General features: G+C 66.1%; 18 protein-coding genes. 7 read left to right on the top strand and 11 right to left on the bottom strand.

Annotated elements, in window-relative coordinates; translation table 11 throughout:
* Positions 1–105: 105 nt before the first annotated feature.
* The 3 genes from ACFQPG_RS08915 to ACFQPG_RS08905 all read right to left on the bottom strand — a co-directional run bounded on the left by ACFQPG_RS08915 (position 106) and on the right by ACFQPG_RS08905 (position 3,385).
* Entirely contained in the window at positions 106–1,998 is a 1,893-nt protein-coding gene (locus tag ACFQPG_RS08915) for a M2 family metallopeptidase (protein WP_380812179.1), read from the bottom strand.
* 63 nt (positions 1,999–2,061) lie between these two features.
* Positions 2,062–2,811 carry an alpha/beta fold hydrolase gene (locus ACFQPG_RS08910; protein ID WP_380812177.1) on the bottom strand — a complete coding sequence of 250 codons (750 nt, stop codon included), beginning with the start codon at positions 2,809–2,811 and terminating at the stop codon, positions 2,062–2,064.
* A 124-nt stretch (positions 2,812–2,935) separates the two neighbouring features.
* A complete protein-coding gene (locus ACFQPG_RS08905) occupies positions 2,936–3,385 on the bottom strand; it encodes a GFA family protein (RefSeq protein ID WP_380812175.1) in 450 nt (149 codons plus the stop codon).
* 126 nt (positions 3,386–3,511) lie between these two features.
* Here ACFQPG_RS08905 and ACFQPG_RS08900 point away from each other — a divergent pair, with 126 nt between their 5' ends.
* A complete protein-coding gene (locus tag ACFQPG_RS08900; RefSeq protein ID WP_380812173.1) occupies positions 3,512–3,877 on the top strand; it encodes a hypothetical protein in 366 nt (121 codons plus the stop codon).
* An 18-nt stretch (positions 3,878–3,895) separates the two neighbouring features.
* Here the strand turns inward: ACFQPG_RS08900 and ACFQPG_RS08895 are convergent, their stop codons facing one another.
* The 4 genes from ACFQPG_RS08895 to ACFQPG_RS08880 form a co-directional block, all read right to left on the bottom strand.
* Positions 3,896–4,924, bottom strand: coding sequence for an aspartate-semialdehyde dehydrogenase (locus ACFQPG_RS08895; RefSeq protein WP_380812171.1), 1,029 nt, complete (start codon positions 4,922–4,924; stop codon positions 3,896–3,898).
* An 82-nt stretch (positions 4,925–5,006) separates the two neighbouring features.
* The gene (gene rplS, locus ACFQPG_RS08890) at positions 5,007–5,444 is read right to left on the bottom strand and encodes a 50S ribosomal protein L19 (RefSeq protein ID WP_380812169.1); all 438 of its coding nucleotides are present in this window, start codon (positions 5,442–5,444) and stop codon (positions 5,007–5,009) included.
* Positions 5,445–5,456: 12 nt separating this feature from the next.
* A complete protein-coding gene (gene trmD, locus ACFQPG_RS08885; protein ID WP_380812167.1) occupies positions 5,457–6,179 on the bottom strand; it encodes a tRNA (guanosine(37)-N1)-methyltransferase TrmD in 723 nt (240 codons plus the stop codon).
* A complete protein-coding gene (locus ACFQPG_RS08880) occupies positions 6,176–6,526 on the bottom strand; it encodes a hypothetical protein (protein ID WP_380812165.1) in 351 nt (116 codons plus the stop codon). The genes trmD and ACFQPG_RS08880 overlap by 4 nt, the downstream gene beginning before the upstream one ends.
* A 72-nt stretch (positions 6,527–6,598) precedes the next feature.
* On the opposite strand from ACFQPG_RS08880, the gene ACFQPG_RS08875 reads away from it, so the two are divergent.
* The gene (locus ACFQPG_RS08875) at positions 6,599–7,567 is read left to right on the top strand and encodes an NAD(P)/FAD-dependent oxidoreductase (RefSeq protein ID WP_380812163.1); all 969 of its coding nucleotides are present in this window, start codon (positions 6,599–6,601) and stop codon (positions 7,565–7,567) included.
* Here the strand turns inward: ACFQPG_RS08875 and rimM are convergent.
* The 4 genes from rimM to ACFQPG_RS08855 form a co-directional block, all read right to left on the bottom strand.
* Entirely contained in the window at positions 7,564–8,046 is a 483-nt protein-coding gene (rimM, locus tag ACFQPG_RS08870; protein ID WP_380812161.1) for a ribosome maturation factor RimM, read from the bottom strand. The two genes, ACFQPG_RS08875 and rimM, sit on opposite strands and share 4 nt — an antisense overlap.
* A 92-nt stretch (positions 8,047–8,138) precedes the next feature.
* Positions 8,139–8,699, bottom strand: coding sequence for a 30S ribosomal protein S16 (gene rpsP, locus ACFQPG_RS08865; RefSeq protein ID WP_380812159.1), 561 nt, complete (start codon positions 8,697–8,699; stop codon positions 8,139–8,141).
* Between the two features lie 27 nt (positions 8,700–8,726).
* Complete coding sequence (ffh, locus tag ACFQPG_RS08860) at positions 8,727–10,214, bottom strand: signal recognition particle protein (RefSeq protein WP_380812157.1); 1,488 nt, start codon at positions 10,212–10,214, stop codon at positions 8,727–8,729.
* A 171-nt stretch (positions 10,215–10,385) separates the two neighbouring features.
* Positions 10,386–10,802: a hypothetical protein gene (locus ACFQPG_RS08855; RefSeq protein ID WP_380812155.1), complete on the bottom strand. Its 417-nt coding sequence runs from the start codon at positions 10,800–10,802 to the stop codon at positions 10,386–10,388.
* A gap of 166 nt (positions 10,803–10,968) precedes the next feature.
* Here ACFQPG_RS08855 and dapF point away from each other — a divergent pair, with 166 nt between their 5' ends.
* The 5 genes from dapF to ACFQPG_RS08830 are packed head-to-tail and all read left to right on the top strand — an operon-like array spanning position 10,969 to position 15,506.
* A complete protein-coding gene (dapF, locus tag ACFQPG_RS08850; RefSeq protein WP_380812153.1) occupies positions 10,969–11,775 on the top strand; it encodes a diaminopimelate epimerase in 807 nt (268 codons plus the stop codon).
* The gene (locus ACFQPG_RS08845) at positions 11,772–13,028 is read left to right on the top strand and encodes a MiaB/RimO family radical SAM methylthiotransferase (protein WP_380812151.1); all 1,257 of its coding nucleotides are present in this window, start codon (positions 11,772–11,774) and stop codon (positions 13,026–13,028) included. Before dapF ends, ACFQPG_RS08845 begins: the two co-directional genes overlap by 4 nt.
* Positions 13,025–13,939, top strand: a complete 915-nt coding sequence (ftsY, locus tag ACFQPG_RS08840; RefSeq protein WP_380812149.1) for a signal recognition particle-docking protein FtsY — start codon at positions 13,025–13,027, stop codon at positions 13,937–13,939. The genes ACFQPG_RS08845 and ftsY overlap by 4 nt, the downstream gene beginning before the upstream one ends.
* Positions 13,936–14,556: a septation protein A gene (locus ACFQPG_RS08835; protein WP_380812147.1), complete on the top strand. Its 621-nt coding sequence runs from the start codon at positions 13,936–13,938 to the stop codon at positions 14,554–14,556. The genes ftsY and ACFQPG_RS08835 overlap by 4 nt, the downstream gene beginning before the upstream one ends.
* Complete coding sequence (locus tag ACFQPG_RS08830; RefSeq protein WP_380812145.1) at positions 14,553–15,506, top strand: ABC transporter ATP-binding protein; 954 nt, start codon at positions 14,553–14,555, stop codon at positions 15,504–15,506. The genes ACFQPG_RS08835 and ACFQPG_RS08830 overlap by 4 nt, the downstream gene beginning before the upstream one ends.
* Positions 15,507–15,573 lie beyond the last annotated feature (67 nt).

Below are 15,573 nucleotides of genomic sequence, written 5' to 3'. Positions count from 1 at the left end.
CATGACGTCAGTCCTGTCAGCTTCGCTGCAGGCTGGCCGGCCTTTCCGCGTCTCGCGGCTAAGCCGTCCTCGCTTCGCGTTCGGCTCAGCCTCGGCGCTCCAGGCTCACCACCCGCACTGCTTTCCGCGGTTCTGCTCCTGCAGCCACGCCTGCAGCGGAGCGAAATATTCCAGCATCGGCTTGGCGGACATTTCGCGGCTGCCGGTGAACGCCTGCAGCGCCTCCGGCCACGGCTTGGACGCGCCCAACTGCAGCATCTGGTTCAGCCGCGCGCCCACTTCCTTGTTGCCGTAGAAGGAGCAGCGATGAAGCGGGCCCTTCCACCCGCTCATATCGCAAGCGGCCTTGTAGAACTGGAACTGGAGGATCCGCGCCAGGAAGTAGCGCGCGTACGGCGTGTTACCCGGAATGTGGAACTTGGCGCCCGGGTCGAAATCGGCCTCCGAGCGCTGCACCGGCGGGGTTATGCCCTGATATTGCTGACGAAGCTGGTTCCAGCCGGCTTCGTAGCCGCTCGACGGGATCGAGCCGTCGAACACGCCCCAGCGCCACTTGTCGACCATCAGGCCGAACGGCAGGAAAGCCACCTTGTCCATCGCCTGGCGAAGCAGCAGGCCGGTGTCCTTGCTCGCGTCGGGCACCTTGTTGCGGTCGAGCAGGCCAATCTGGACGAGATACTCCGGCGTCACCGACAACGCTACGAAATCGCCGATCGCCTCATGGAAGCCGTCGTTGGCGCCGTTCAGGTATAGGTACGGCTGCTGGTTATAGGCGCGCTGGTAATAATTGTGGCCAAGCTCGTGGTGGATGGTCACGAAGTCGTCGGCGTTGACCTTGGTGCACATCTTGATGCGCAGGTCGTCCTTGTTGTCGAGGTCCCAGGCCGAGGCGTGGCAGACCACTTCGCGGCCTTCCGGACGAACGATCTGCGAGCGCTGCCAGAAGCTGGCCGGCAGCGGATCGAGGCCAAGCGACGTGTAGAAGCGCTCGCCCATCCGGACCATCTCTGTAGGATTGGTCTTCTTGCGGACGAGCAGGTCGGTCAGGTCGTAGCCGATGTCGCCGGCTCCCTTGGGCGCGACCACGTCATAGATGTTGCCCCATTCCTGCGCCCACATGTTGCCCAGCAGGTCGGCACGGATTGGGCCGGACGCGGGCTGGATGGCATTGCCGTACTTCTGGTTGAGCTTGGTCCGGGTATAGCAATGAAGCTGGTCGTAGAGCGGCTTCACTTCCGACCACAGCCGGTCGTACATGGCCGAGAATTCGTCCGGGCTCATGTCGTAGTTCGACCGCCACATCGCACCGGTATCGGCGTAGCCAAGTTCCTTTGCGCCCTGGTTGGCGATCTCGACCATGCGGGTGTAATCGGGGCGCATCGGCCGGCCGACGTTGTTGTGCCAGCTGGTCCAGATCTCCTGCAGCTTGGCCGGATCGCGCAGCTCGCCCATCTGCTCCTCGGCGACGTCGCCGGTAATCTCCTTACCGTTCAGCGAAGCCCGGCCCTTGCCGTAGGTCGACTGCAGCCGCGTGCTGATCGTGTTGAGCTCGGCGGCCGCGCCCGGCGTGGTCGGCGCGGCGAGGACCAGGGCGCCACGCAGGATGTTGAGCTTGCGCGCCGTGTCCGGGTCGAGCCCCTGCACGGCGGCGTAGCGGGCGGCCTCCTTGGCGTAGTTGACGCCCTTTTCCGTACCGATGGTGCCGAAGTAAGCGGCGAGCGCGTCCGTATCATCGTTGATGTAAGTGGAATTGACCCACTGCGCCCGGCCGCCGATCACGCTGAGGTCGAACAGGTCCTTTTCCACCGCCGCAATGAACTGGCGTCCCCCTTCCGGGGTAGCCGGAAACTGCCCGGTGGAAGATGCGGCGGCGATTGCCGGGGGAACCTCGTTCTGGGCTGCAGCGGCCGGTGCCTGCGCAGCCATGTCGGCCGGCGGAACGGTTGCGCAGCCGGCGAGAGCGAGAGCGGCAAGCGAAACGGAAGCGGCGAATTTCATGAGCTTAGGGCCTCGTTGGCAAGTGTTCGCGTGAGCAGGGAGTGCGCGACCGTTTCGCGCCCGTCAAGAGACCAGAAAGCGCGCGATCGCCTCGCCGAGCTCGGGCTTGGTGACGGAGCTCATGTGGGTCCCCGGCACCTGCTCGAAACGGGCGTTGGGCAGCGCCGCGGCAAGCTCTTCGGCCGATCCGTTGTCCTGGTCCTCGCGCCCGCACACGACCAGGGTCGGCATGGTGAACCTGGCCAGCCAATCCATGAAGGCGTCCTCGAAGCTTTCCAGCAGTAGCGCCGACGCGACCCGGTCGACCCCCTGGCTCTTCATGAACTGGATGGACAGCCAGTGCGGATCGCCGCGCTCGGCCTTGTCGAACATTGCAATGGCTTCCAGGAAGAAGGTCTTGCGGCGCTTCCAGTTGCGTAGGCCGTCGAGGCCCGCACCGCCCAGGATCGATCGCCGTGGCGCAAGCCCTTCGCCGACCGCCTCGACCGTGGTCCGCGAGCCAAGCGAAAATCCGCCGAGGTCGAATTCGGCGAGACCGAGGTGCGCAATCAGCTCGCGCAGATCACGGGCCAGAATGCCCTTGGGATAATGCTCCTCGCCATGCGGCCTGCCCGACAGTCCGTGGGCGCGGAGGTCCGGCATGATCACGCGAAAGCCGTCCGCAGCGATCCGGGCGGCATGGCCGAACTTGATCCAGTTCATGTTGGCGTCGGAGAACAGGCCGTGGAGGAGGATGACCGGGCGGCCCTCCCCCACCTCATGCCAGGCCAGCTCGACGCCGTCCGAAACGGTCCAGCGGTAAACGGTCACCATGACGGGAGTTGACGAAGTTCAGGTCTCAATGCGCGCCGGCCCGCGTTCGCGGGTGCGCGCACGAGCGGCGATGATAAAAGCAAAGGCATGCCCGTTCGATGGCAGGCGAAACCCTTCATTGCAATCAGCTGGCGGGAGGCGCAGCTCCGGCCTTCGCCCACCGCTCCTGCAACAGCTGGTACTCATCCGACCTCTGCTCGGGCAGGCCCTCGGTGTTCAGCCAGGCGCGGTGCATGCTTTCGGTCCCGAAGTGCGCGGTCGGTTTGAAGCGGCCCGGCTCGTCGAAGCTGGCGACTGTCAGGTCCATCTTCTCCGACCCGTCCTTGAAGCGGAAACCAAGGGTCGTTCCGCAGCCGCTGCAGAACGGCCGCTCGGCGATCGGCGAGCTTGGATACCAGTCGGGCTCGCGGGCCCAGCGTACGTCCGTCTGTGGAAGGTTGAAGAACGCCAGCGACACGTTTCCGCTTGCCCGCTGGCACATCCGGCAGTGGCAAAGATAAGCGTCGAACGAGGCGACATCGGCTTCGAACCGGACCCGCCCGCAGGCGCAACCGCCGCCCATCCTCTCGGCCATGCCATGCTCCTCCGCTTCCATGAATCAGGGTGTAGACCTTCAAGTTATCGCAACTCGTTGCATTTACTAAACATTAAACGTAAGCTTCCCGGGAGGGAGCTGTGTTGTTCGTAAGGGGACGCGTCCATGAGCCTTGAGCCTGAACCCACCGGCGCGGAAGACCGCCGCGAGTTCCTCCAGAAGTGCGGCAAGTTTGCCGTGCTGACCCCACCGGCGGTGACCTTCCTCCTGTCCACCACCATGAGCTCGAAGGCGATTGCCGCATCCACCGCGCGGAGCCGCGGAGGCAATGGCAGCGGGGCTGGCGCGCTCGCCGTCGGAGCCGGCGGTATTGCCGCCATCGGCGCGGCCGCCACCGATCGGCGGCCCGCGCTCGTCGAGCCGGCTCAGGCCCCCGCGCCGGTTGCGCAGCCCGTTGCGCCGCTTGCGCCGGCGCCTGTCGCAGCACCGCCTCCGCCGCCATCCTACATTTCCGCCGGCGAGCGCGGCTAGGCGTCAGCCGCTGCGGCGTCAGGCCGCCTTTTGCAGGTGCTTGCGGCCGAGCAGTTCGGCGATCTGAACCGCATTCAGCGCCGCCCCCTTGCGAAGGTTGTCGCTGACGATCCACAGGTTGAGGCCGTTCTCGACGGTCGGGTCCTCGCGGACGCGGGAGACGAAGGTGGCATAGTCGCCGACGCACTCGACGGGCGTGACATAGCCGCCGTCCTCCTGCTTATCGACCAGCATGATGCCGGGCGCCTCGCGGAGGATGCTGCGCGCCTCGTCTGCGCCGATCTCGCGCTCGAACTCGATGTTCACGCTTTCCGAATGACCGACGAACACCGGCACCCGGACGCAGGTGGCGGTGACCTTGATCCTGGGATCGAGGATCTTCTTGGTCTCGACCACCATCTTCCATTCTTCCTTGGTCGAGCCGTCGTCGAGGAAGCTGTCGATGTGCGGGATGACGTTGAAGGCGATCTGCTTGGTAAAGGTCTTGGCCTCCGCCGTGTCGCCGACGAAGATATTGCGGCTCTGCTCGAACAATTCGTCCATCCCCGCCTTTCCGGCACCGGACACCGACTGGTAGGTCGAGACGACCACCCGCTTGATCCCCGCCGCATCGTGCAGCGGCTTCAGGGCGACGACCATCTGCGCCGTCGAGCAATTGGGGTTGGCGATGATGTTCTTGGGCGGCCGGGTCGACAGGACCGCTCCATTCACTTCCGGCACGACCAGCGGAACGTCGGGGTCCATGCGGTACAGTGAGCTGTTGTCGATCACGATGCAGCCGGCCTGGGCAGCGCGGGGCACGTGGAGCTTGCTGGTCTCCGACCCGGCGGCAAACAGCGCCATGTCCCAGCCCGCAAAGTCAAAATGTTCGAGATTCTTGACCTTGAGCTCTTCGCCGCTGTCACCGAAATCGATGACGTTGCCGGTCGAGCGGGCGCTTGCGACGGCGGCCACCTCATCCAGCGGAAACTGCCGTTCGGCGAGAATTTGCAAGATCTCGCGGCCGACATTGCCCGTCGCTCCAACGACGGCGATCCGGTAGCCCATGTGTATCAATCTCCGTGGAACGGCAACGGCCGGACCTCCATGTGGAGACCCGGCCGCGTGAATGCCAGTGTCGGCGAAAGCCTCAGCCTTCGGCAGTCTCGGTCTGCGGAGCTTCGGCAGCGGCCGGAGCGGCGGCGGCCTGCGCCTTGGTGTTGAGGCGCGGGTCGCGGCGCTCGGCGATACGGGCCGACTTGCCGGTACGGCCGCGCAGATAATAGAGCTTGGCGCGGCGGACGGCACCGCGGCGGACGACCTCGATCGAGTCCAGCGCCGGCGAATACAGCGGGAAGACACGCTCAACGCCCTCGCCGAAGCTGATCTTGCGCACGGTGAAGTTCGAGTTGATGCCCTTGTTGGCACGCGCGATGCACACGCCTTCGAAGTTCTGGACGCGGCTGCGGTCGCCTTCGACGACCTTGACGCCGACGCGCAGGGTGTCGCCGGGACGGAATTCCGGAATGGCGCGGGTGCCGGTCAGTTCGGCAATCTGCTCCCGCTCGATGGTCTCGATGATGTTCATGTTCAAACAGCCCTACTTCTTCCGCCGCGCGCCAGAGGGCGGTGCCTGCGATGCGCCCCCATGGCGCTCGATCAGGTCCGGCCGCCGTAGCCGTGTATCTTCCAGAGCGCGTTCGTGTCGCCACGCCGCGATCCTCGCATGATCCCCCGATCGCAGCACTTCGGGGATCGTGCGTCCTTCCCAGTCGACGGGTCGGGTATAATGCGGATATTCGAGAAGCCCCGTTTCGAAGCTCTCCTCCTCACCGCTGGAGGCCGCGCCCATTACTCCGGGAAGCAGCCGGACGCAAGCGTCGAGCAGCACCATCGCGGGGAGTTCGCCGCCGGACAGAATATAGTCGCCGACGCTGACCGGTTCGACCGCTCGGGCTTCGAAAATGCGCTCGTCGAAACCTTCAAAGCGGCCGCAAAGGATGACAACCCCCTCTCCCGCCGCAAGCTCGCGGACTTTGCCTTGGATCAGCGGGGCGCCCCGCGGGGTCATGGCGAGCATCGGGCGGCCGTCCGCCACGCTGTCAAGAGCGGCGGCGAGCACATCGGGCTTCAGCACCATGCCCGCACCCCCTCCTGCCGGAGTATCGTCGACACTGCGGTGCCTGTCGGTGGCGAAGTCGCGGATGTTGCGAGTGTCGAGGCTCCACACACCATCGGCCAGCGCGCGGCCGGCGAGACTCAGCCCGAGCGGCCCGGGGAACATGTCCGGGTAGAGGGTCAGCACGGAGGCACGAAAGGTCACAATTTGCGCCCTCGCTCGCCCCGGTTGAAAAAGCGGGAGCGGTAGGCGAAGGCGGCCGCAGCAACGCCGACAGCGTATGCTATGATCGCCGCCGCGGTGACAAAGACCGCCCCCACCAAGGCCATGGCACAGGCATCAACGCCGCACTCTTCATCAGTCGAAAAATATGCATCAAAGATCATAATGACAGACATCGCGACAAGCAGCCCTGGAAGCGGAAGTGGGGCCAGCGAGAGAAGCTTGCTGCGCGAAATGTAGGGATACCTTCGGGAAAGGACCACGGTCGCTCCGTAGGCAGGCGCAGCCACCACAGCCACGAAAAGGAGGAAGAGGACGAAATCCCGCATCGCGCCGGTCTTCTACAGCGTTTCTTCCGCGTGGTAAGTGGAACTCCAGTGCCGCCAAGCCATTGGCGCGACATGGCAACGGATGCACCTTACGACTGCCTGATTATCGGCGGCGGGCCGGCGGGGCTGACCGCGGCGATCTACCTCGCGCGCTTTCACCTCGACATCCATGTGGTGGACGGTGGCAATAGCCGGGCGAGCTGGATTCCGTGCACCCACAATCACGCGGGCTACCCCGATGGGATCAACGGCAAGGAATTGCTGCGGCTGATGCGCGAGCAGGCGCAGAAATATGGTGCCAAGATCGAGACGGGGCGAGTGACCCGGCTCGACCACTGCGAGGACGGCCTGTTCAGCGCCGAATGGGGTGCCGGATCGCACCGGGCGCGAAGCGTGCTGCTGGCGACCGGCCTCACCAATCGCAGGCCGCCGATGGATCCGGAACTCCATGACGAGGCCATGGCGCGGGGCCTGATCCGCTATTGCCCGATCTGCGACGGGTTCGAAGTCACCGACAAGAAGGTGGGGGTGATCGGGTCGGGCAAGGGCGGCGTCGGGGAGGCCCTCTTCCTCCGAAGCTACACCGCCGACGTGACCCTTATCGCGCCCGACAACGCCCTGGACCTCAAGCCCGAGGAGCGCGAGCGGCTCGGGGCTGCGGGAGTGAAATGCGTCGATGGTCCGGCGGAAGCGGTCGGCGTGACCGAAGGCTGCATTACGGTCGACACCGCCGATGGGCACCTGACATTCGACAGCGTCTACCCGGCGCTCGGGTCGGACACGCACACGCAGCTGGGCGAAATGGTCGGCGCCGAGTTGGCCCCGGATGGCTGCTTTCGCTGCGACGACCATCAGCGGACCAGCGTGCCGGGCCTGTATGCGGCCGGCGACGTGGTGCATGGGCTCGACCAGATCAGCCACGCGATGGGCGAAGGCGGGGTGGCGGCGACCACCATCCGCAACGACCTGGCCGAGCAAACCCCCTTGTACCGCGCGCCGGTGTCGGAAGGGGAGTTGGAGAGAGCGGAAGAGGGAAGCTAGGCGAGGAATTCCGGATCGACGGAGATACGACCCTCCGCGAGTTCGGCGATGCCCGGCCTGAATGGCACCAGAGCGCGCTTGCCATCGGGGCCCTCGATCTCGAGCAGGTCGCCCGCGCCGAAATTCTCTACCGCCACGACCGTCCCCAGCGGCGCTCCGGCAAGATCCGTGCAGGGCAGACCGATCAGGTCGGCGTGGTAATATTCGCCCTCCTCAAGCGGTGGGAGGGCGGTTCGCTCGACCTCGACCAGGCTCCCACGGAGGCCCTCGGCGGCGGAGCGGTCATTGACGCCTTCAAGGCGGGCGATGGCGGTTTTGCCGGAATCTTTGCACGACAGGAGGCGGTAGTCGCGCCCGCCGATCGACACGCTCGAGTGATGTGCCAGGCTGCTTGCGCCATCGGTAAAGAGCTTCAGGCGAAGCTCTCCCCCAATGCCGTGGGCCCCGGCGACGGCGGCAAGAGCGATGCGATCAGTCATGCAGGGCGACACGTGTCTCGACTACGCTCGACACGAACGGGGAGTTGAAGTCTTCAACGCCGTTCGTGCCGAGCGAAGCCGAGGGACGTTCCTTAGCCTTCTGCCTTCTCGGCGCCTTCGGCCGGAGCGGCCTCTTCGCTGCCTTCGGCGGGCTCAGGCTGGGTGGGGGCGGACGTGCCTTCGTCGGCGCTGGTGTCAGAAGCACCTTCGGCCGGCTCGGACTGAGTCGGAGCGGAGGCTTCCTCGGCCGCAGGAGCTTCCTCAGCGGCGGGAGCTTCCGGCTCCGCGGCGGCAGCGGCAGCGGCCTCGGCGGCTTCGGCTTCCTTGGTTGCACGCTCCTCGGCGCGCTCCTTGGCCTTGTCGCCCGGCTGCCCCTTGTTCGGATTGTTGCGGGCCGGGCGTTCCTTGAGGCCGGCGGCGTCCAGGAAGCGGGCGACGCGGTCCGACGGCTGGGCGCCGACGCTCAGCCAGTGCGAGATGCGGTCGTTGTCGAGCTTGACGCGCTCCGGAGAGTCCTTGGCGAGCAGCGGGTTGTAGGTGCCGACCTTTTCAATGAAGCGGCCGTCACGCGAGTTGCGCGAGTCGGCGACGACGATGCGATAGTACGGGCGCTTCTTGGAGCCACCGCGGGCGAGACGAATTGCAACTGCCATGTCTTAGGTCCTTCTTCCAGATTCTTGTTATTTCTTGCCAAACTTGTCGAAGCCGGGCGGCAGCCCGAACGGGCTGGCACCGCCTCCGGGAAGGCCGGGGAGCCCCCCTCCCCCGCCGAGGCCGCCGGGAGGCATGCCGCCGCCCGGTCCCATCAACCCGCCCATCGCGCCTTCCAGCCCACCCTTGCCGAACAGGGCCGCGAGCTTGCCGAGGCCGCCCATCTTCTTCAGGCGCTTCATGGCGTTCGCCATTTCCTGATGCATCTTGAGCAGCTTGTTCACTTCCTGGACGGTGGTGCCGCTGCCCTTGGCGATGCGGATTTTGCGCTTGGCGTTGATGAGGTCGGGCCGGGCGCGTTCCTTCGCGGTCATCGAGGACATCATCGCTTCGAGGTGGACCAGCGTCTTGCCATCCTGCGCCTTGTCCATCGCGCCCTTAATGCCCTTCATGCCCGGAAGCATGCCGGCCAGTGCACCGAGGCCGCCCATCTTCTGCATCTGCGCGATCTGCATGCGCAGATCGTCGAGGTCGAACTTGCCCTTCGCCATCTTGGCCGCGAGCGCTTCGGCATCCTCGACCTTGATGGTTTCCGCGGCGCGCTCAACCAGGCTGACAACGTCGCCCATGCCGAGGATCCGGCCGGCGACGCGGCTGGGGTGGAAGGCCTCGATCGCATCTAGTCCTTCGCCGGTGCCGGCGAACTTGATCGGCTTGCCGGTGACCGCGCGCATCGACAGCGCCGCGCCCCCGCGGGCGTCGCCGTCCATCCGCGTCAGGATCACGCCGGTAAGGTCGACCTCGGCCGAGAAGCCCTTTGCGACATTGACCGCATCCTGGCCGGTGAGGCTGTCGACGACCAGCAGGGTTTCGGCCGGGTGGGAGGCGGTGGCGACCGCCTTCATCTCGCCCATCAGCGCGTCGTCCACGTGGAGGCGGCCTGCGGTGTCGAGCAGCACGACGTCGTAGCCCTGCAGCTTTGCCGACTGCAGCGCGCGGGCAGCAATCTCGACCGGCGACTGTCCGGGGACGATCGGCAGCGTGTCGACCTTGGCTTGTCGGCCGAGCACCGCCAACTGCTCCTGCGCCGCCGGTCGGGCAACGTCGAGCGAGGCCATCAGGACCTTCTTGCGGTCCTTGTCCGACAAGCGCTTGGCGAGCTTGGCCGTGGTGGTCGTCTTGCCCGAGCCCTGGAGGCCGACCATCATGATCACCGCCGGCGGGCTGACCGCGACGTTGAGCTCCGCAGCGTCCGAGCCGAGCATCTCAACCAGCGCGTCGTTGACCAGCTTGACGACCTGCTGACCTGGAGTGATCGAGCGGAGCACTTCCTGTCCGACCGCCTGTTCCGTCACCTTGTCGACGAAATCGCGGGCGACCGGCAGTGCGACGTCGGCCTCGAGCAGGGCGACACGCACTTCGCGCATCGCGGCGCGCACGTCCGCCTCCGTCAGTGCGCCACGGCCGCGAAGCTTGTCGAACACTCCGCCAAGGCGGTCGCTCAGGCTGTCGAACATTCAAGAACTCCCTGCGTCTCGAACGGCACCAAGCGCGAAACGCCGGCGGGCGAAACCTCGCCGGCCAGCGTGTCCCGAGGGACGCGGATCGATGCTGTGTCGAATACGACGGGCGGCGCTTAGCGGAGACGAACGATCAGTTCAACTCTCGCCCGAACATCCCACAAGATACTAGCCCTGCGGCTTGCGCGGACCGCGGGGCTTGCCGCCTGGTCCGGCGGGTCGCCCTCCACGCGGTGGACCATCCGGGCGCGGCCCCCTGCCCTGCGGCCGCGGCGGCCGCGGGCTGCGCGCGCCGCGGTCGATCAGCTCGCCGTGGCGTGGCTGCGAGCGGACCGGCACCGCATCGCGCGGGGCGACCGAGTAGCCCTCCTTCAGTAGCTGGGTGAACGCGGTGCGGGTGCTGGCCGCGATGGCGTCCTGAAGCTCCTTCGGCAGGTCTGCGAGGGTCACGTTGGGGTGGATCGCCTGCACATCGCGCAGGAGGTTGTTGGGCAGGCCCTTGGAGCTCGCCTTCAGCGCGGCGATCGCGTCGAGCACGGCGGAGAAGATGACGGACTGCATGACATCGGTGGCGGCTCTGGGCATTCGGTCCATCTCTCCGTTCAAATCTAACTACGCTTGTCACCCTGAACTTGTTTCAGGGGCCACCCCCTGTCGGAGGATTGCCCGGGTTCGGCGAGGGAGGCTGAAACAAGTGCAGCAGGACGGGCGCAGGTGGACAGGGTTTGTCCTCACCCCTAAGTCGCCAGCGATGCTGCGGCAATTCCACAAAATGCACGGGCTGGGCAACGACTTCGTCATCTTCGATGCACGCGCCGAACCGCTGAGCATGACGGAACCGCTCGCACGCGCGATCGCCGACCGGCGAACCGGCATCGGTTGCGACCAGCTGATCGTGCTGGAGCCGTCGGTCAGCGCGGATCTTCGCATGCGTATCTACAACCATGATGGTGGCGAGGTGCAGAGCTGCGGTAATGCGTCGCGGTGCGTCGTTGCGCTGACCGGCGCCACCAGCATCGAAACCGGCGGCGGGCTGGTTTGCGGCGAGATCAACAATGGCCAGGTCGAGGTCGACATCGGTGAGCCGCGCTTCGGGTGGGACGAGGTGCCGCTGACCTATCCCATGGATACCATGGCGGTGCCGATGGGCTGGGGTCCCTTGGAGAAACCGATGGCGCTGTCCGTCGGTAACCCGCACCTCGTCTTCTTCGTGTCGGATGCGGATGCGATCGATCTTGTCGGGCTGGGTCCGAGCATCGAGCACGACCCAGCTTTCCCTGAGCGGATCAACGTCAATGTGGCGCAGGTCCTGAGCGACGGATCGCTGAAGCTGCGGACCTGGGAGCGCGGCGCCGGATTGACCCTGGCGTGCGGAACGGGCGCGTGCGCGACGGCCGTTGCCGCGATCCGGTCGAACCGGGCGACCTCGCCGGTGCGGGTGAGCATGCCAGGTGGCTCGCTGACGGTCGCCTGGCTGCCGGGCGAACAGGTCCGGATGATCGGCAGCGCGACTTACGTGTTCCGCGGCGAGAGCGACCTGGAGCAGGTGTTCGAGTGAGCGTGGAGACGATCACGCTCGGTTGCCGCCTGAACTTTGCCGAGAGTGAGGCGATGGCGGCCGATGCTCCGGACGGCACCGTCATCTTCAATTCGTGCGCGGTCACGGGGGAAGCCGTGCGCCAGACCCGGCAGGCGATCCGGCGGGCGCGGCGGGACAAGCCGGAAGCGCGGATCGTCGTCACCGGCTGCGCAGCGCAGTTGGAACCGGAAAGCTTTGCGGCCATGCCAGAGGTTGATCTGGTGGTGGGGAATGGAGGCAAGGCGCACCCTCTCCCGCTCTTCCCGAGGGAAGTCGAGGGGCGTTGGTCCAAGCGCTCCTCGACTGCGGCTGAGCCTACGCTCGGGACGAGCGTAAAGGTCGCGGCTGATTCATTCGGGTTCGACATTCCCCCAGTTGCCGCCGGATACCGCCAGCGCGTGCGCAGCTTCGTCGCCGTGCAGACCGGGTGCGATCATCGGTGCACTTTCTGCACGATCTGGCAGGCGCGCGGGCCAAGCATGACCCTGCCGTTCGAGGCAGTGCGGGATGCCGTGATGCGGGAGGTGGACGCGGGCGCCAGGGAGATCGTGCTGACTGGCGTGGACATTACGTCCGTGGAGGGAGGTCTCGGCCGCTTGTGCGAGCGTCTGCTGAGCGATTTGCCGGAGCTGAAGCGGTTGCGACTGTCGAGTCTCGACAGCGTCGAGATGGACGAACCGCTGTTCGCGCTGATTGCGGGGGAGCCCCGGCTGATGCCGCATTTCCACCTTTCGCTCCAGGCCGGCGACGACCTGGTCCTCAAGCGGATGAGGCGCAGGCACAGCCGCGCCGATGCAGTGGCGCTCGTCGACCGGATCAAGGCGGTGCGACCGGAAGCGACGATCGGCGCGGACCTGATCGCGGGCTTTCCAACCGAAAGCGAGGAAGCCGCGCTCAACACGTTGCGACTGCTCGACGATTGCGACATCGTCGCGGCGCATGTGTTCCCCTTCTCGCCTCGCCCAACTACGCCAGCGGCGCGGATGCCGCAGGTCGAGCGGGAGACAGTCAAGGCCCGCGCGGCGCGGTTGCGCCAAGCTGCGGTGGAGCGGCGGACGAGGTGGCTGCAGAGCCTAGTCGGCTCGGTCCAGCCGGTGCTGATCGAGAATAAGCAAAAGGGCCACACCGACGCATTCGCGCCGGTGTTCATCGCCGGATCGGCCCGCGGCGACATGGGGCCGGCGCGCATCGCCGCTGCGGACAACGACACACTGATCGGGACATTCGAATGAGTTGGCTTGAACGGCTGACAGGCGGCTTCAAGAAGACCGCCGACCGGCTTGGCGACAATCTGACAGGGCTGACCAGCCGCGCGGCGCTGGACGGGGCGACGCTGGACGACATCGAGGAAGCGCTGATCGCGTCCGACCTCGGCCCGGAAGCGTCGAAGCGCATCCGCGATGCCATTGCCGCCAAGCGGTTCGAGCACCTCGACGAGCGCGGGCTGCGGACGATCCTCGCGGAGGAGATCGAAGCGATCCTGGCCCCGGTAGCCAAGCCGCTCGACGTGTGGGGCTTTCCGCGGCCGCACGTCATCCTGGTGATCGGCGTCAACGGGTCGGGCAAGACAACGACCATCGGCAAGCTCGGCCATCTGCTGCAGGAGCAGGATTATGGCGTGATGCTGGCGGCGGGCGACACGTTCCGCGCGGCCGCGATCGAGCAGCTGCGCATCTGGGGCGAGCGGATCGGCGCTCCGGTGATCACCGGCAAGGAAGGCGGGGACGCGGCGGGGATCGTGTTCGACGGGGTCAAGCAGGCGACGGCGACCGGGATCGACGCGTTGATCGTCGATACGGCCGGGCGGCTGCAGAACAAGGCTCACCTGATGGACGAGCTGTCCAAGGTTCGTCGGGTGCTCGGCCGCCTGAACCCGGAAGCACCGCATGACGTTATCCTGGTGCTGGATGCCACCACCGGGCAGAACGCGCTCAACCAGATCGAGGTGTTCAGGGACATGGCAGGCGTGACGGGGCTGGTGATGACCAAGCTGGACGGCACCGCGCGCGGCGGCGTGCTGGTGGCGGCGGCCGAGAAGTTCGGGCTGCCGATCCATGCCATCGGAGTTGGCGAAGGCGTCGACGACCTGCGTCCGTTCGATCCGCGCGCGGTCGCCCGCGCCATAGCCGGGCTGTACGAATGACCGCTGCGAAGCAAGAGCCCACCGGCGGCGCGCGGCTGCTGATCGACCTTGGGCCGCTGATCGTATTCTTCGCCGTCAATTACCTGGCGCCCGTGCCCCCGGTGACCAAGATCTTCGTTGCGACCGGCGCCTTCATGGTGGCGATGGTCGCGGCGATGCTCTTCTCCGCGATCAAGTATCGCCACATCTCGCCGCTGCTGTGGTTCTCCGGCGTGATGGTGGTCGTGCTCGGCGGGCTGACGATCTGGTTGCACAACGAGACCTTCATCAAGCTCAAGCCGACGATCTACTATCTGCTCGTCTCCGGCCTCCTCGGGTTCGGGCTGTGGACCGGAAAGCCGCTGCTCAAAATGGTGCTTGGCGCTGCCTACCCGGGGCTGACGGACGAGGGCTGGGCCAAGCTGACCCGGAACTGGGCCCTGTTCTTCCTGTTCATGGCGGCGCTGAACGAGGCCGTGTGGCGCAACAGCAGCACCGATTTCTGGATCGGCTTCAAGCTGTGGGGCGCGATTCCCCTCACCTTCCTGTTCGCGGCACTGAACGTGCCGATGCTGATGAAGCACGGCCTGACCCGCGAGGAAGCGGCGGACGTGTCCGAACCGGCGCCGGTCGAATGAACGAAACGATGAACCAGCCGATCCTGGCCATCCGAGGCCTCCGCAAGGCGTATGCGAGTGGGACGGAGGCGCTGAAAAGCGTCGATCTCGACATCAATCGCGGCGAGATCTTTGCACTGCTCGGACCGAACGGGGCGGGCAAGACGACGCTAATCTCGATCATCTGCGGGCTGGTGACTCCGACCGACGGTCAAGTCCTGATCGACGGCAAGGACTGGCGAAAACACTACCGCGAAGCGCGTACACGCATCGGCCTGGTGCCGCAGGAACTGACCATGGACGTGTTCGAGCCGATGATCGGCACGGTGACGTTCAGCCGCGGCCTGTTCGGCAGGCCACCCGCTCCGGCCAAGATCGAGCAGATCCTCCGAGACCTGTCGCTGTGGGACAAGCGCAACAACATCCTCAAGGACCTGTCCGGCGGAATGAAGCGGCGGGTCATGATCGCCAAGGCGCTGGCGCACGAGCCCGACATCCTGTTCCTCGACGAGCCCACTGCAGGGGTCGACGTCGAGCTTCGCAAGGACATGTGGAATCTCGTCCGGCGGCTTCGCGAGGGGGGCACCACCATCATCCTCACCACCCACTACATCGAGGAAGCCGAGGAGATGGCGGACCGCGTCGGAGTGATTCGCCAGGGCGAACTGATCCTGGTCGAGGAAAAGACCGCGCTGATGCAGAAGCTGGGCCGCAAGACCCTGCACCTGGAGCTGACCGACCCTCTCGCCGAGGTTCCGGCGGCGCTGGCGCCGTGGGGGCCTCGCCTGGGCGAGGATGGGACCACGCTGACCTACGAGTTCGACGCCAAGGCCGACCGGACCGGCATCCCGTCGCTGCTCGCGGCGATGCGCGATGCGGGGATCGGATTCAAGGATCTGGACACCAAGCAGTCGAGCCTGGAGGACATCTTCGTCGGGCTCATCAACGAGAAAAGGGAGGCCGCGGCATGATCCACGGCTACCAGGTCCGTCCGTGCGGAGCGGAGGTCCGCAGGGCCGCAGTCGAGGTACGTCCTTG

The sequence above is a fragment of the Sphingomonas sp. GCM10030256 genome (assembly GCF_042666415.1).
Lineage (GTDB): Bacteria > Pseudomonadota > Alphaproteobacteria > Sphingomonadales > Sphingomonadaceae > Sphingomicrobium.
Note: the sequence above shows the minus strand (reverse complement) of the source record. Positions and strands in the feature narration are given on the sequence as shown.

Bases quoted from the DNA above. Each gene is read 5' to 3' on its own strand.
- ACFQPG_RS08915 (WP_380812179.1), bottom strand. From the start codon at position 1,998: ATGAAATTCGCCGCTTCCGTTTCGCTTGCCGCTCTCGCTCTCGCCGGC.
- ACFQPG_RS08910 (WP_380812177.1), bottom strand. From the start codon at position 2,811: ATGGTGACCGTTTACCGCTGGACCGTTTCGGACGGCGTCGAGCTGGCC.
- ACFQPG_RS08905 (WP_380812175.1), bottom strand. From the start codon at position 3,385: ATGGCCGAGAGGATGGGCGGCGGTTGCGCCTGCGGGCGGGTCCGGTTC.
- ACFQPG_RS08900 (WP_380812173.1), top strand. From the start codon at position 3,512: ATGAGCCTTGAGCCTGAACCCACCGGCGCGGAAGACCGCCGCGAGTTC.
- ACFQPG_RS08895 (WP_380812171.1), bottom strand. From the start codon at position 4,924: ATGGGCTACCGGATCGCCGTCGTTGGAGCGACGGGCAATGTCGGCCGC.
- rplS (WP_380812169.1), bottom strand. From the start codon at position 5,444: ATGAACATCATCGAGACCATCGAGCGGGAGCAGATTGCCGAACTGACC.
- ACFQPG_RS08880 (WP_380812165.1), bottom strand. From the start codon at position 6,526: ATGCGGGATTTCGTCCTCTTCCTCCTTTTCGTGGCTGTGGTGGCTGCG.
- ACFQPG_RS08875 (WP_380812163.1), top strand. From the start codon at position 6,599: ATGGCAACGGATGCACCTTACGACTGCCTGATTATCGGCGGCGGGCCG.
- rimM (WP_380812161.1), bottom strand. From the start codon at position 8,046: ATGACTGATCGCATCGCTCTTGCCGCCGTCGCCGGGGCCCACGGCATT.
- rpsP (WP_380812159.1), bottom strand. From the start codon at position 8,699: ATGGCAGTTGCAATTCGTCTCGCCCGCGGTGGCTCCAAGAAGCGCCCG.
- ffh (WP_380812157.1), bottom strand. From the start codon at position 10,214: ATGTTCGACAGCCTGAGCGACCGCCTTGGCGGAGTGTTCGACAAGCTT.
- ACFQPG_RS08855 (WP_380812155.1), bottom strand. From the start codon at position 10,802: ATGCCCAGAGCCGCCACCGATGTCATGCAGTCCGTCATCTTCTCCGCC.
- dapF (WP_380812153.1), top strand. From the start codon at position 10,969: ATGCTGCGGCAATTCCACAAAATGCACGGGCTGGGCAACGACTTCGTC.
- ftsY (WP_380812149.1), top strand. From the start codon at position 13,025: ATGAGTTGGCTTGAACGGCTGACAGGCGGCTTCAAGAAGACCGCCGAC.
- ACFQPG_RS08835 (WP_380812147.1), top strand. From the start codon at position 13,936: ATGACCGCTGCGAAGCAAGAGCCCACCGGCGGCGCGCGGCTGCTGATC.
- ACFQPG_RS08830 (WP_380812145.1), top strand. From the start codon at position 14,553: ATGAACGAAACGATGAACCAGCCGATCCTGGCCATCCGAGGCCTCCGC.